We start from the raw sequence: 14,589 nt of genomic DNA, 5'->3' as shown, positions 1-14,589 counted from the left end.
GCGCTGCAGATCCTCAGAGCTTTTCAAGCAGGGTATCGATTTTCCGCATGTAACCGGCAGCTTTTTCCGGCTGCAGACGGATGAGCTGGGTATAGACCTTGATGGCCTTTTTCGTCGCGCCCTGCATGCTGAAGAGCTGGGCAAGTGTCTCGGTGGGCACCTCAATCGCCTCTTCGTCGGAGAAGGGCATTTTCTGTTCGACGATGGGGGTGGGATCGGCGGTTTCCGATGTCATTGATGGTTCGAAGTGCAGGAGGGCTTCCGAGAGCTCTTCGAGTTCGGCCGTCACCCGGTCGAATCCGGCTTGTCCCATCGACGGTGCTTCGCTTTCCGGCCCTGCCGCTTCGGGAAGTGCGGTATAGAGTTCCTGCAGCTCCCTCCGGGCCACTTGATTTGCGGGCGCGATTGCACAGCATTTCCTGAGGTGGTCCATGGCGTTCAAGGTGCTGCCGAGGCCCCGCAGCGCTCGTGCATAGAGGAGACTGAAGAGGTATGAGTCCCCGAACATCTCCCGTTGGGGGCTGAGGCGCTCAAGTGCCATCTGGTACTCTCCCCGGGAAATGTCAAGCGACACTTCCGCAAAAAAAAGATGGGGGTTCCGGATACGTGCTGTGGTGTTGTTGCCTTGCATGGCTTTTTCAGGCGGACGCCCCCGCTTCAGGTTCCATTGCAAGGCGGATGAGGCGGTCCGTCAGTTCCATGAACCCGGTTCCGGCAGCCGCCATGAGCCGGGGGTACATGCTGACCGGTGTGAAGCCGGGGATGGTGTTGATTTCATTGAAGACGATGCTTCCGGTGGTTTCGTCGACGAAAAAGTCGACCCTCGACATTCCTCGGCATCCAAGCGCCCGGTAGGCACAGAGCGCAGCCTCCCTGACCTTTTCCTGCAGATCGCCGGGTATTCGGGCGGGAATGAAGAGTTTCGCTGTGTCGTGGATGTATTTGTCTTCGTAGTCGTAGAATTCGCTGCCGGGTTCGATTTCCCCGCAGGGCGAAGCTTCCGGGGTGTCATTGCCGATGACGGCGACTTCCACTTCCCGGCCTTTGACGGCCTGTTCAATCAGTACCTTCGAGTCCAGGCTGCAGGCATGGGTGATGGCTTCAGCGAGCTCGCTTTCGGAGTTCACTTTGGTTATGCCGACCGATGAACCGAGGCTGACGGGTTTAACGAACATCGGGAATGAGAGCGATGCAACGGCCAGCCTGTGTGTTGCTTCAGGGTCACGGCGGTAGGCATGGCTCATGACGGTCACCGACACTGCAACGGCAAGGCCTGCATCGGCGGCAGCGAGTTTCGTCAGCGCTTTGTCCATGGTGAGGGCAGACGCAAGGACCCCGCAGCCGGTGCAGGGCACCTGCAGGGTTTCAAGCAGGCCCTGCACCCGGCCGTCTTCTCCGTAAGAGCCGTGCAGAACCGGAAATGCGACGTCGATACCCCGGAAATCAAAGTTGAAGGGCGGTTCTGCCGATGCCGCCACCATTTCACGCAGGGTTGCGGCTGTGGCTTCAAGCGATGTGGTGCGGATGAGGTCGGCGATGTCAAGCTTGAGAATCTGTTCGGCTACTCCGCCGGCATACCACCTGCCATCACGGGTGATGTAGACCGCTAGAACCCGGTAGCGGTCCCGGTCGATGTTGGCGGCCACAGCGCGGGCGGAAATGACCGATATTTCATGCTCTAGAGAGCGGCCTCCGAACAGGAGGGCTACGGTTGTATGGTGCATGGTGTTCTGCGGCGGGTGTTCTTGGTTCAAATGAAGTGTCGCTGGTGTTCAACCGAAATGCACCGGTTCTGTACGACGGAGATGCCGGCCTGTGCGGCTTTTTCAGCCGCAGACTCATTGGTGATGCCCAGCTGCATCCATATCACTTTCGCCCCGATGGCAATGGCTTCATCGACGACTGGTGGGATATCTGCGGGTTTACGGAAAATGTTGACGATTTCCACTGATTCGGCAATTTCCGGGGGCAGCGCCTTGAGGGACGGATAGCAGGGGAGTCCGAGGATAGTTGTCTGGCCGGGATTGATGGGGATGATGGTGTATCCGGCGGCAATCATGTAGCGCGCCACTGCATTCGAAGGCCGTTCCGGCTTCGGTGAGAGGCCGACAATGGCCAGGACGCGGAATTTGCCGAGTATGTCCTCTATGGAGGGAGCTGGTGTTGCCATGTCATCTGCCGGGGAATATGTTGCAAAGCTGGCGGCCGGGTGCGGGGCAGACCAGATTTTTCATGAAAATACCCCTCGAGGACGAGACAAACAATGGTTCTGGCCACAATAAGGACCTGAAACTGCTTTTTTTTCTGCATCAGTCCTGTCGTCTGTTTTCCCGGGGTCCCACGACGGTTGCGGGGGACCGATCCGTCCTGCGTATTGCCGACGCGTACTTTTTGGGCTATCTTAGGCATTATCGAGACCGGCGCCATCTGGCGCTGTCCCCATACTGTCCGTAACGATAAATGTCTGAAGAACGACTGACTGCCGTGCATCCCTCTTTTTCAGCGGTACTGGCTATCGACACCGGTTTCGGGACCGGGGAGGAGAACATGGCGTTCGATCGCCGGATGATGCAGGCTTTCGCCGACACTCTATTCCAGAAAGAGTTCGGGGAGGGGAGCTGCCTTTGGCGGTTTTACGGCTGGCAGCCCCATGCAGTTACCATCGGCTACAATCAGGATATCTCTCTTTTCGATACCGGGAGGTGCCGGATGGAGGGTATTGATGTCGTGAGGCGGCCGACCGGCGGCAGGGCGGTTCTGCATGGCGAGGAATTCACCTACAGTTTTATTACTGACTCTCCCTGCCAGAACGCAGAGCTGTACCGTCACGTGCATGAAGTTATACGGATTGCTCTTGAAGGGCTTGGTGTCCATGCAGAGTTCTGTCGATCGACACTTCCCGCCCGGGGAGCCTCGGCTCCCGTTGCATGTTTCACCGCCTCGGCGCGTCATGAGCTGCAGGTTGACGGGCGGAAGCTGGTAGGGTCGGCGCAGCATAGAAGCGGAAGGGTGCTGCTCCAGCACGGTTCGCTGCCCTTGTCGCGCCGTCACATGGACCTTTCCAGGTACGTTCTGGAGAATGGCATTGCTGATGCAGAGGAGCTGAGGGTGGAGATGGAGCGGAAAACCGTTTCCCTTGAGGAGATTCTTGGTTACATTCCATCCTACGGGCAGCTTGTGGAGCTGATGCTCGCCGCACTTGAAACCCATGGCGGCAGTGCTCCGGTACGGCTTCGGTCTCCCGGGGAAACAGGCGCCGACGGACGGCTTTTACCTTCATCCATCACGGAGAGCTTGGCACCATGAACAAAAATTCACAGCAGAAGGCAGCCCATGTCACGACGAGGCGACTCTATGACATGAAGCAGAACGGCGAGAAGATATCCGTTCTTACTGCCTATGACTATACCATGGCGAGGATTCTCGATCGGGCAGGCATCGATGTCATCCTGGTCGGTGATTCTGCCAGCAATGTCTTTTCGGGACACAATACCACGCTTCCCATCACCGTTGACGAGATGATCTACCATGCCAAAGGGGTGGTACGGGGCGTGCAGGCTGAAAGCAGCCGGGCAATGGTGGTGGTGGACCTGCCGTTCATGAGCTACCAGCTCTCGGCGGAAGATGCGCTGCGCAATGCAGGAAAGATCATGAAGGAACATGAGTGCGACGCCGTCAAGATGGAGGGCGGGCGCACCATCGCCGACACCGTCAGGCGTATTACCGATGCGGGCATCCCTGTGATGGGCCATCTTGGTCTGATGCCTCAGTCCATCTACAAATACGGCAGCTACAAGGTGCGGGCCGAAGATCCGGCTGAAGCAGAAGAACTGCTCGAGGATGCAGTAACACTCGAGCGGTCTGGTGCGTTTGCCGTTGTGCTTGAAAAGATTCCTGCCGGCCTTGCCCTTGAGATTTCCCGTTCGCTCTCCATTCCGACGATCGGCATCGGTGCCGGGGCCGATTGTGACGGGCAGGTCCTTGTTGTCAATGACATTCTCGGTCTCAACAGGGAGTTCCATCCCCGGTTCGTCCGCCAGTACGCAGACCTCAACACCATTATCGAGCAGGCCGTCCGGCAGTATGTCGACGATGTGCGGAGCGGTGGATTTCCCTCGGTCGACGAAAGCTACTGAGCCCCCCGACCTGTCACGGGGATGTATATCCCCGGCGCAACAATGTAACTTTATTCGGCATGCATACAGGCTGCCGATCATCATGATTGAATTGATTACCCTCTATGGCCGATCCCCCCAACAGTGATGCTTCGAAACGCTATCCGCCCTTCATTACGGAGGAGTCCCTTGTGCGGCCGCAGCGTTTCGGCTTCGTCTCCCGTTCGTTTTTCCCTTCCGTCTTCACGGTGATGAACATGGTTTCAGGCTACACCTCTATCGTCATGTCCGGCGAAGGCAGTTATGTCGCAGCATGCTGGTTCATCATTCTTGCTGCTTTTTTCGACACCGTTGACGGATTCGTCGCCCGGGCCACCAACGGGATCTCCGATTTCGGATTCGAGCTTGATTCACTCTCTGACCTTGTTTCCTTCGGTGCAGCTCCGGCATACCTTGTCTATAAGTTCGGGCTTGAAGGGATGCCGGGCATGCTCGGCATCGCGCTGAGCGCACTCATCATGATCGGCAGCGGGCTCCGGCTGGCCCGCTTCAACATCAGCATGATCGGCTACAGCAAGGATTCGTTCTCAGGGCTTCCGACTCCCGCCCAGGCCCTCACCATTTCGGGCTTTGTCCTCTGGATGCAGTCCGAACGCTTTTTTTCCGTAGATATGATACCGACGGTGCTTGCATGGCTGTCGGTAATCCTGGCGCTTCTCATGGTGAGCAAGGTCAATTACGACGCACTTCCCAAGCCTACCGTTGAATCAATCCGCCAGAGGCCGGTTCAGATGGCGCTTTACGCCCTGGCCGGATTCTCGGTTCTTGTCTTTCAGTCGAAGGCTTTTTTTCTTGCCATGTTGTTGTATATTCTGCTCGGTATCCTGCGCTCGCTGGTGCTGCTCGTGCGGCAGCGGGCCGGCTGAATCTCCACCAATAAACCACCTGTTCCGACCATGGCATATACCGCTAAGATTAAGGTGACGCTCCGCCAGTCCATTCTTGATGTCCAGGGAAAAGCCGTTGAGCATGCCCTTCTGAACCTCGGATACGGCAGTGTGGGTTCGGCAAGGATCGGCAAGTACATCGAGGTGAGCATCAATGAAGACGATGCCCTTGCAGCAGAACGCATCTGCAACGAGATCTGCCTGAAGCTGCTCTCGAACCCCGTCATGGAAAATTATTCATTCGAGCTGGAAAAGGCCTGAGGGTACTTTTTTTCGCTCACCCACAAAATCCGCTATCACACATGGCTGACATCACCATAGGGGTTGTTGTTTTCCCCGGATCGAACTGTGATCATGACACCATGCATGCCGTCGCTTCGTTCGAAGGCGTCAAACCCGTCATGCTCTGGCACGGCTCGCACGACCTTCAGGGGGCAAAAGCGATTATTCTGCCCGGTGGGTTCTCCTATGGCGACTATCTCCGCGCCGGTTCCATCGCGCGCTTTTCTCCCATCATGCAGGAGGTGGTCGATGCCGCAGGAAAAGGGCTTCCGGTACTCGGCATCTGCAACGGCTTCCAGGTGCTGCTTGAGAGCGGACTGCTTGAGGGGGCGCTCTCCAGAAACCGTGACAAGAAATTCCTCTGCCGCGACACCTTTATACGTCCGGTGAACTGCAACACCATGTTTACGGCTCTTTACGGTGAGGATGAGGTGCTCAGCATCCCGATCGCCCATGGTGAGGGAAACTATTTCGCTCCGCCCGAGGTGATTGAAAGCCTCGAGGAGCATGATCAGGTCGTGTTCCGCTACACCGACCGGGAGGGCCAGATAAGTGATGAGGCCAATCCCAATGGATCGGTGGGCAATATCGCAGGCATCATGAACCGCAGGGGCAATGTGCTCGGCCTTATGCCGCATCCCGAGCGCGCCAGCGAAAAACTTCTCGGCTCCGAAGACGGACGACGCCTTTTTGCTTCTCTCTTCCGGCAACTTTAACTCCCGCCACCACCGTGACCCAGCGAAGAAAGGTGTTTGCATGGCTGCTGTTTGATTATGCCAACACCTCCTTCAGCGTGATGATGGTCACCTTCGTCTTCCCGCTCTACTTCAAGAACGTCATCTGCGGGGGAGATCCTTCTGGGGATGCCCTTTGGGGTGCAGGTGTCAGCATTTCCATGCTGCTTGTCGCCGTCGTCTCTCCGGTGCTCGGCGCAGCTTCCGATCTGTCGGGCCGGCGTAAGCGATTCCTCTTCTCCTTCACCCTGCTGTCGGTTCTTGCGACCGCACTCCTTTCGTTTTCAGGGCCCGGCATGGCTGCCCTGGCGCTCGTGCTTTTCGTGCTTGCCAACATGGGGTTTGAGGGCGGGCTCGTGTTCTACGATGCATATCTCAAGGAGATCACATCTGAAAAGAGCATCGGTCGCCTTTCGGGATACGGATTTGCGATGGGATACCTCGGAGCGCTCTCCATCCTGCTGCTCGTCCGCCCGTTGCTTGAGGGCGGGGTCACGGTGTCGAACATCGGAAACCTCCAGCTGAGTTTTCTCATCGCCGCCGCTTTTTTCGCACTCTTCGCCTCTCCGCTCTTCATCGTGCTCCGGGATTCCGGCCGCAAGGAGGGCCCGATGCTCTCTTTTGAAGGGATTGTACAATCCATCAAAGAGGTGCGGCACACCGTTACCCATATCCGGTCCTTTCCCGATCTGTCACGGTTCCTTTTGGCCTATTTTTTCTACAATGATGCCATTCTGACGGTCATCGCCTTTGCCTCCATCTATGCCCAGAACACGCTCCATTTCACCACTGGAGAGCTCATCGTGTTTTTCATGACCGTGCAGACCACCGCCATTGCGGGCTCTGTGGCGTTCGGTTTTGTAACCGACCGGATCGGCCCCAAGCGCACCATTGTCATTACCCTCATCATCTGGTTTCTGGTCATTCTGGCAGCCATTCTCTCCGACAGCAAAGAGATGTTTTTTGCAACAGGCATGCTGGCCGGCATGTCCATGGGCTCTTCGCAGGCCGCATCTCGTTCCATGATGGCCCGCCTGACGCCCCGGGCACATCTGGCGGAGTTTTTCGGGTTCTATGACGGCACTTTCGGCAAGGCTTCCGCAATCGCAGGCCCTCTGGTGTTCGGCCTGGTGTCGGCAGGGGCGGGAAGCCAGAAGGTGGCTCTTGGTTCGCTCCTGCTCTTTTTCATGGCAGGACTTCTCTTGATGACGAGGGTCCGTTCCGAAAGCAGTCTTGCCGGTGCTTCGGGCGCGGGTGTCTCCGATTCCGGCTGAATTGCTATCTTCCTGTAACGGTACCCCTCAGGGTGCCCAACTGAACAGCTGAGACGAATGGCATCAGGCGGCAACGGAATCATGGACGGCATACGCCGGCGGATCGGAGAGGCGGGGGCATTCCTCCGCTCGTTCACTTCGTTTTTCCTGCAGAACGTCCGGCACGACAGAATATTCCTCAGTGCCGGCTCACTGGCCTTCCAGACCCTTCTCTCCATCGTTCCCCTTCTTGCCGTAGTGCTCTCCATCCTCAATGTCTTTGCTGTGTTCGCCCCGCTCCAGCCGTATGTGGAGGACTTCATCGTTCGCAATTTCGTGCCGGGTACCGGCGGGATGATCCGGGAGTATTTCTCCGGTTTCATCGGCAACACCTTCACCATGCCCATTTTCGGGGCCCTGTTTCTGTTCATCGTTGCTCTCGTGCTCATCTCAACCGTCGACCACACCCTCAACGAAATCTGGGAGGTGCATTCGCCAAGAAAGGTCCTGCAGGGCTTCACCCTCTACTGGACGGTCCTGACGCTCGGACCCGTGCTTCTGGCCACGAGCCTTGCGGCAAGTTCCTTTGTCTGGTACACGGTCTTCACGGAAGGCCCGCTGCTCGAGATGAAAACCCGCCTCCTCGCCCTGCTTCCCTCCACCATCACCGTGCTTGCCCTTCTGTTGCTCTACCTCCTTGTACCGAACCGCAGGGTCCGTTTCCTGCACGCCCTTTCCGGTGCCCTGGTGGCGACCCTGCTCTTCGAGCTTTCAAAGCGGTGGTTTGCGTTCTATGTGGCCAATGTGGCCACCTACGAGCATATCTACGGTGCCCTGTCGGTCATTCCTATGCTGTTTTTCTGGATCTACCTCGGCTGGGTCGTCGTACTGACTGGCGCAGAAATCGTCTACTGCCTCGGGGTGCGGAGGCTTTCCGGCCCGGCCGTTCCGGAGTTCGATCCTTTAAGGGGTATACCCCTCATGCTTGCAGTACTTCGGATGGTCTGGCGATCGGGTGCGGAGGGCGCTGTTCTGGACATGAAAAAAATTCTCAGGGAGTTTCATCACCTGAACCCTTCCTCTTTAAGAAAAATTGTGGATATTCTTCTTGAATGCCGCTTTGTCCATCTTACCGCCAGCGGCGGGATGGCTGCAGCGAGCGACCTCCATGTCATGACGCTGTACGACCTCTTCATAAAGCTTCCGCCGGATTTCGGCGCTGAAGATTTCGGTCAGTCCGGGGCGCTGTGGGATGGACTTCAACTGCAGGGGGTCCGGGAGCGTCTCGGCGCATGCTTCGAAGAGAGCATGCACGTCCCCCTCATACAACTGATGGAAGGGAGTAAGGAAGGGCAGGTATGAGTTATCAGGTAATCGCAAGAAAATACAGGCCGGCGAAATTTGCCGACATCACGGCGCAGGAGCATATCACCCGCACGATTCAGAACGCGCTCAGGACGGGGCGGCTCGGCCACGGATACATCTTTTCAGGTCTGCGTGGTGTGGGCAAGACCACGGCTGCCAGAGTGTTCGCCAAGGCCCTCAACTGCCAGCGGATGATCGAGGACGCCGACTGGCTCCGCGATGTTACAGAGCCCTGCGGTGAGTGCGAAAGCTGCCGTGACTTCGAGACCGGCACCAGCCTCAATATTGCCGAGTTCGATGCGGCTTCAAACAATAGCGTCGACGATATCCGTGCCCTCCGGGAGAACGTTCGTTACGGCCCCCAGAAGGGGCGATACCGGGTCTACATCATCGATGAGGTGCACATGCTCTCCATCGCGGCATTCAACGCTTTCCTGAAGACGCTTGAAGAGCCTCCGCCGCATGCCATTTTCATTTTCGCCACGACTGAACTGCACAAGATTCCTGCGACTATCGCCTCGCGCTGCCAGCGGTTCAATTTCAAGCGGATTCCGCTGTCCGAGATCGAGCAGCAGCTGCAGGGCATCTGTGAGTCCGAAGGCATAAGGGTTGAGGCGGACGCCCTGCAGCTGGTTTGCCGCAAAGCCCAGGGTTCGATGCGCGACGCCCAGAGCATCCTTGACCAGGTTATTGCCTTTTCGGCTGAATCAGGGGGGGATGGTGCCATCACGTACCAGAGCGTGGCGGAGTTGTTGAACTACATTGATGATGAGCAGCTTTTTGCCGTCACCGATGCCATTGCCGCCGGCGATGCTCCTGCCATGATTGAGGTCGCCCAGTTCGTTATCCAGAACGGTTATGACGAGCAGGATTTTCTTGAAAAGCTGATCGAGCACCTCCGCAACCTTCTCATGGTGCAGAACCTCCGTTCCTCGCGCCTTGTCGAACGGCCTGATGCCGTCAGGGAGCGCTATGAGTCCGACGCCGGCAAGTTTTCCGCCCGGCAGCTCATGCAGATGGCTTCATTCCTGCTTGAAACCCAGAAAGAACTGAAGTTCCAGTTCGAGTACCAGTTCCGATTTGAGCTGGCACTTCTCCGGCTGATCGAGCTGCACCTTCCGGCCGATGACATGGGCAATCTTCCGATAACGCAGGAGCCTCAAAAAAAAAAGCCCCTGACGTAGCATCCCGCCCCAAGACTGCCGATCCCTCAATCGGCTCCCTGAAGCCCGGGCATGTCGTGTTGCCGCCTGTTTCTGTTGCGCCTGTTCCTCTGCCGGAGCAGCCACCAGCCGCCCCCCCCGAAGCGCTTGATCCCCCGCCTGAACAGGCTCTGGCTGCAGTGAGCGCGCGCCCCGATCCTGTGCCCCGGAATGAAGGTCTCGATCTCGGATCATGGCAGAAAAAATTCACGGGATACGTCTCAAACCCCGCAGCCCGTCTTCCTTCTGTTTCCGGAGGAAGCGGTGCCTCTCCGGCCGCCTCCCCTGAATGCGATGATGGAGATGTAGAGGCTCTTCGCCTCGAGTGGAACCTTTTTCTCGACAGTCTCCAGAAAGGAAGTGAGTCAGTCCTGGCGACGCACCTGCAGTCATGCGAGATTACGGCCTGCAATGCAAAAGGGGTTCTCGACCTTGTCTCCTGCCGGAAGTTCTCATGCGAGGAACTGATTCAGGCTGCCGACCTGGTCGGAGCGAAGCTGACGGCCTTTTATCATAAACCGCTCCGGGTCCGCTTCCGTTATGACGCGGAAAAAGATGCCTGCACCAGGGAGAAGAGTGTCTTCACCCTTTTTCAGGAACTGAGTGGCACCAATGAGGTTGTCCGCTACATCATTACGGAGTTCGGAGGGGAGCTGATCTATTGATCGTGTGTTCAGCCGTGTGCGGGGTTCAACATGCTGATGGTTTTATAAATGATGAAAATTCCTCATATTCAGTCTTTCCGGCCGCAGCCGGCCGACAAGTATTTCAATCCCAAGGACATCCATAGATTCCATAGATATCATGACGAAAGAAGCAGGCGAGCTGAATGCACTCAAAAACCGTTTTCGCACCGACTACTGCGGCCAGCTTGGCCTTGATGGTGAAGGTCGTGAGGTAAGGCTCGGCGGCTGGGTCCACAGGATCCGCGACCACGGCGGCCTTGTGTTCATAGACCTTCGAGACCATACCGGCATCTGCCAGCTTGTTGTGCAGCCCGAGCGGGAGGAGCTTTTCGAACTTGCCGGCCGTCTGCACGCAGAGTCGGTCATCACCATTGAGGGCCGGGTTGTCGCGCGCTCTTTGGAAACCATCAACCCCCGGCTTGCTTCAGGCTCGATCGAGGTCGTGGTGTCAGGGATCGGTGTTGAAAGCCACGCACGTCCACTGCCTTTTCCCGTTGCCGACGAGGTGCAGACGTCCGAAGAGCTTCGGCTCAAGTACCGGTTCATAGACCTGCGCCGGGAAAAGATCCACGAGAACATCATCTTCCGCAGCCGCATCAGCGCCGCCATCCGCCGTTACCTCGAGGAGCGTGACTTCATCGAGATACAGACCCCTATTCTTACCTCCAGTTCCCCCGAAGGCGCCCGTGACTTTCTGGTCCCGAGCCGTCTGCATCCCGGGAAGTTCTATGCGCTCCCACAGGCGCCCCAGCAGTTCAAGCAGCTCCTCATGGTCGCGGGTTTTCCCCGCTATTTCCAGATCGCACCCTGCTTCCGAGATGAGGATGCCCGTGCGGACCGCAGCCCCGGCGAGTTCTACCAGCTTGACATGGAGATGGCCTTCATCGAGCAGGACGACCTGTTCGAGATCCTCGAGGGCATGTTCCGCCATCTTACCGACACCATGTCGAAGAAACGCATCACCCGGTTCCCCTTTCCCCGCATCAGTTACCGCGAGGTGATGGACAGCTACGGTACCGACAAGCCGGACCTGCGCATCCCGCTCAAGATCGAGGACGTTACCTCAATGTTTACGGATTCAGGTTTCAAGGTTTTCGCCTCGAACACAAAGCCCGGATGTGCCGTGAAGGCGCTCGTCCTGAAAGGTCGTGGGACCGAGTCCCGCCTTTTTTATGACAAGGCTGAAAAAAGGGCCAGAGAGCTCGGTTCGGCAGGACTGGCCTATATCCAGTTCCGCGAAGAGGGTCCTAAGGGTCCGATCGTAAAGTTCATGACGGAGCCCGAGCTGCAGTCCATGAAGGAGCAGCTGGGGCTTGAGACCGGGGACGTGGTATTCTTCGCAGCAGGCAAATGGGAGGCGGCATGCAAGATCATGGGCGGCATGCGCACCTATTTCGGAGACCTGTTCACCATTGACCCCGACGAACTATCATTCTGCTGGATCGTCGACTTCCCGATGTTCGAATACAACGAGGACTCCAAAAAGATCGACTTTTCCCATAATCCGTTCTCCATGCCGCAGGGCGAGATGGAAGCGCTTGAGACCATTGACCCGCTTGATGTTCTTGCTTACCAGTACGACATCGTCTGCAACGGCATTGAGCTCTCCAGCGGAGCCATCCGCAACCACAAGCCCGAGATCATGTATAAGGCTTTCGAGATTGCCGGCTACAGCCGCGAGGAGGTCGATCTGCGCTTCGGGCACATGATCGAGGCTTTCAAGCTTGGCGCACCGCCTCACGGAGGCATCGCGCCGGGACTCGACCGCCTTGTCATGATTCTGCGCGATGAGCAGAACATCCGCGAGGTCATCGCTTTCCCGATGAACCAGCAGGCACAGGATCTCATGATGGCGGCCCCGTCTGAAGTAACCGATGCGCAGCTTCGGGAGCTCCACATCCGTCTTGACCTTCCTGAAGAAGAGAAGAAGTGATGTGGCGCCGGGGGACGGTTCTGCGACCTTTGGCTGTCTTTCTCACTCTGGTGCCGGTTCTTGCCGGCGCCGGGTCCCTTCAGGCAGCCGAGACCGGGTCGATCACCGTTTCCGTCTCCGGCCTCAGTAACGAAAATGCCGGCTGCATCATCGCCCTGTTCAATGAAAAAAAAGGGTTCCCGGCCAAGACTGCCCGGGCAGCGAGAACCCTCACCATACCGGCAGGCGTTACTTCCGCCCGCTTTGATGCCGTCCCCTACGGCACCTACGCCCTCACCATCTTTCATGACCGGAACGGGAACGGGAGGCTGGATGGCAACTTTCTCGGCATGCCGAAAGAAGGTGTCGGCACCTCAAACAACCCCCGCACATCATTCGGCCCGCCTTCATTCAACGATGCATCCTTCCGCCTTGATGATCCGGAAAAAGAGATTCGGGTGAACATCCGCTACCTCTAAGAGCGAAAATCTGTTACCCTTTTCGTATTCCCCGCCGGTTGTTCACTATTGCCCTGAACGAAAAAGGGCGGTCATGCAATCCGCATGCCCGCCCCGGCTGTATGGCGTTTTTTCTCTTTCAGCGAGCCTTAGAGGTAGATCTCCGGCGTCAGTTTCCGGGTGAAACGGTTCATCATGAAGTTCGCCAGCCACACCCAGTTGAGCGGCTTGCCCTGCATGCGCCGCATGATGGCCTTTCCTTTATAGACTTCCTGCTGGAGTTTGACGAAGTTCTTCAAAAGGGTTTCGCCTCCCATGCCATGCGGTTCGAACATGTAATGGTAGGTGTCGTACTTGTCCCAGTCGAAGTGGCGGATGCGGGGTTTCATTTCGTCGAAGTAGGGCGTACCGGGGAAGGGGGTTACCAGCGAGAAGACCGGGAACTCGATCCGGTTCTTCATGATGAAGTCGTAGGTAAGCTGGAAGCTCTCCTCGGTGTCGTTGTCGAAGCCGAACATGAAGTAGCTCTGGATGGCGATGCCGTTCCGGTGGAGGTTGTCGACCACCTTTTCGTAGTTGTCAAGGCGGTTGGAGCCTTTGTGGACGCTTTTGAGGGTCTCGGGGTTGAGCGACTCGAAGCCGATTGAGAGAAGGTCGCATCCGGAGCGTCCTGCCAGTTCCGCCACTTCGGGTTTGTCGAGGAAGTTCATGGATATGTTGGCGTTCCAGCGCACACCGATTTTCGACATCTCCTCAAGCAGCGTCATGAAGTACTTCGGCCGGAAACTGATGTTGTCGTCCATGAAGGAGAGATTGATCTTCTCTTTCTGGAGGCGCTCCTGGTGGTAACGCATTTCCTCGAGCACCAGGTCGAGTTCACGGTAGCGGTAATTTTTGCCGTAGATGGTGGGCGTCGTGCAGAAGTTGCAGCCGACCGGGCATCCCTTTGTAGCCAGGATCGGAATCCTGGAACTGTATTTCTTTGCGTTTTTCGAGGTTAGAGCGTAGCTGAAGTCCGGGCGGTGCATGTCGCCCATCGGCTTGAGCTCTTTGGCCTTGTACAGGGGCTTCATACGGCCCTTGAGGACGTCTGTGGCCAGTTCCGTCCAGATGGACTCGATTTCGCCGTAGACGACGCTTGTGCAGTGCGAGGCGGCTTCATCATTCAGCATGGTGGGGTGGACGCCGCCGAGGATGACGGTTTTGCCCTGACGGAGCGCCCTGTCGCCTATCCTGTAGGCTTTCAATGCATTGAGGCTGCGGGAGGTGATGGCCACCACGTCGTATCCCGAAAAATCTTCAGGAATCTCTTCCCCCAGGCGTTCATCAATGAAGGAAACATCAAACAGCTGTCCGACAAGGGTCGCAACCATGATGAGGTTCAGGGGCATACTGACGGTGCCGGAGTCCACCATCATGCTGGTGGTGCTTTTCGGCTGGATCAGAAGCCATTTTTTCCTGATTTTCTCTTGCCGTGCGAGCTGCTGGAGGATGTCTTCCGCAGAGACAGATGTTGCTGCTGCGGTGATGCCTGATGTGGCGGTGAGGATTTCCGATTGTTCAGTCTGCATACCCTGAAAAACGACAAATGAGGTGAAACGACCTGTATGTTCCCTTGTGTCAGGGAACTTGCAA

General features: G+C 57.1%; 15 protein-coding genes. 11 read left to right on the top strand and 4 right to left on the bottom strand.

Annotated elements, in window-relative coordinates; genetic code table 11:
* Positions 1–13: 13 nt before the first annotated feature.
* The 3 genes from A3K90_RS05390 to A3K90_RS05380 are packed head-to-tail and all read right to left on the bottom strand — an operon-like array spanning position 14 to position 2,170.
* The gene (locus A3K90_RS05390) at positions 14–631 is read right to left on the bottom strand and encodes a hypothetical protein (RefSeq protein WP_303681541.1); all 618 of its coding nucleotides are present in this window, start codon (positions 629–631) and stop codon (positions 14–16) included.
* Positions 632–638: 7 nt separating this feature from the next.
* Positions 639–1,724, bottom strand: coding sequence for a D-alanine--D-alanine ligase family protein (locus A3K90_RS05385; RefSeq protein WP_303681572.1), 1,086 nt, complete (start codon positions 1,722–1,724; stop codon positions 639–641).
* A gap of 26 nt (positions 1,725–1,750) precedes the next feature.
* The gene (locus A3K90_RS05380; RefSeq protein WP_303681540.1) at positions 1,751–2,170 is read right to left on the bottom strand and encodes a CoA-binding protein; all 420 of its coding nucleotides are present in this window, start codon (positions 2,168–2,170) and stop codon (positions 1,751–1,753) included.
* Between the two features lie 290 nt (positions 2,171–2,460).
* On the opposite strand from A3K90_RS05380, the gene A3K90_RS05375 reads away from it, so the two are divergent.
* The 11 genes from A3K90_RS05375 (at position 2,461) to A3K90_RS05325 (ending at position 12,975) form a co-directional block, all read left to right on the top strand.
* Positions 2,461–3,306, top strand: coding sequence for a lipoate--protein ligase family protein (locus A3K90_RS05375; protein ID WP_303681539.1), 846 nt, complete (start codon positions 2,461–2,463; stop codon positions 3,304–3,306).
* Entirely contained in the window at positions 3,303–4,136 is an 834-nt protein-coding gene (gene panB, locus A3K90_RS05370; RefSeq protein WP_303681538.1) for a 3-methyl-2-oxobutanoate hydroxymethyltransferase, read from the top strand. The genes A3K90_RS05375 and panB overlap by 4 nt, the downstream gene beginning before the upstream one ends.
* A 104-nt stretch (positions 4,137–4,240) precedes the next feature.
* The gene (gene pssA / locus A3K90_RS05365; protein WP_303681537.1) at positions 4,241–5,041 is read left to right on the top strand and encodes a CDP-diacylglycerol--serine O-phosphatidyltransferase; all 801 of its coding nucleotides are present in this window, start codon (positions 4,241–4,243) and stop codon (positions 5,039–5,041) included.
* A gap of 30 nt (positions 5,042–5,071) precedes the next feature.
* Positions 5,072–5,323, top strand: a complete 252-nt coding sequence (gene purS, locus A3K90_RS05360) for a phosphoribosylformylglycinamidine synthase subunit PurS (protein ID WP_011358057.1) — start codon at positions 5,072–5,074, stop codon at positions 5,321–5,323.
* Between the two features lie 41 nt (positions 5,324–5,364).
* On the top strand, positions 5,365–6,060 hold the full coding sequence (gene purQ / locus A3K90_RS05355; RefSeq protein WP_303681536.1) for a phosphoribosylformylglycinamidine synthase subunit PurQ: 696 nt from the start codon (positions 5,365–5,367) through the stop codon (positions 6,058–6,060).
* A gap of 14 nt (positions 6,061–6,074) precedes the next feature.
* On the top strand, positions 6,075–7,352 hold the full coding sequence (locus A3K90_RS05350) for an MFS transporter (protein WP_303681534.1): 1,278 nt from the start codon (positions 6,075–6,077) through the stop codon (positions 7,350–7,352).
* Between the two features lie 57 nt (positions 7,353–7,409).
* Positions 7,410–8,693, top strand: coding sequence for a YihY family inner membrane protein (locus tag A3K90_RS05345; RefSeq protein WP_303681533.1), 1,284 nt, complete (start codon positions 7,410–7,412; stop codon positions 8,691–8,693).
* Positions 8,690–9,880 (top strand): DNA polymerase III subunit gamma/tau, encoded by a 1,191-nt coding sequence (gene dnaX, locus A3K90_RS05340; RefSeq protein WP_303681532.1) that lies wholly within the window; start codon positions 8,690–8,692, stop codon positions 9,878–9,880. Before A3K90_RS05345 ends, dnaX begins: the two co-directional genes overlap by 4 nt.
* A gap of 56 nt (positions 9,881–9,936) precedes the next feature.
* A complete protein-coding gene (locus A3K90_RS05335) occupies positions 9,937–10,563 on the top strand; it encodes a DNA polymerase III subunit gamma/tau (protein ID WP_303681531.1) in 627 nt (208 codons plus the stop codon).
* 139 nt (positions 10,564–10,702) lie between these two features.
* Complete coding sequence (aspS, locus tag A3K90_RS05330; RefSeq protein ID WP_303681530.1) at positions 10,703–12,517, top strand: aspartate--tRNA ligase; 1,815 nt, start codon at positions 10,703–10,705, stop codon at positions 12,515–12,517.
* 29 nt (positions 12,518–12,546) lie between these two features.
* Positions 12,547–12,975 (top strand): DUF2141 domain-containing protein, encoded by a 429-nt coding sequence (locus A3K90_RS05325; RefSeq protein WP_303681529.1) that lies wholly within the window; start codon positions 12,547–12,549, stop codon positions 12,973–12,975.
* 128 nt (positions 12,976–13,103) lie between these two features.
* Here A3K90_RS05325 and A3K90_RS05320 read toward each other — a convergent pair whose 3' ends face one another.
* Complete coding sequence (locus A3K90_RS05320) at positions 13,104–14,525, bottom strand: radical SAM protein (protein ID WP_303681528.1); 1,422 nt, start codon at positions 14,523–14,525, stop codon at positions 13,104–13,106.
* Positions 14,526–14,589 lie beyond the last annotated feature (64 nt).

Origin of the sequence: Pelodictyon luteolum (assembly GCF_001622165.1) — a bacterium.
In the GTDB taxonomy this organism is placed as follows: Bacteria; Bacteroidota; Chlorobiia; order Chlorobiales; family Chlorobiaceae; genus Chlorobium; species Chlorobium luteolum_B.
This window is presented reverse-complemented; position numbering and strand designations above follow the sequence as displayed.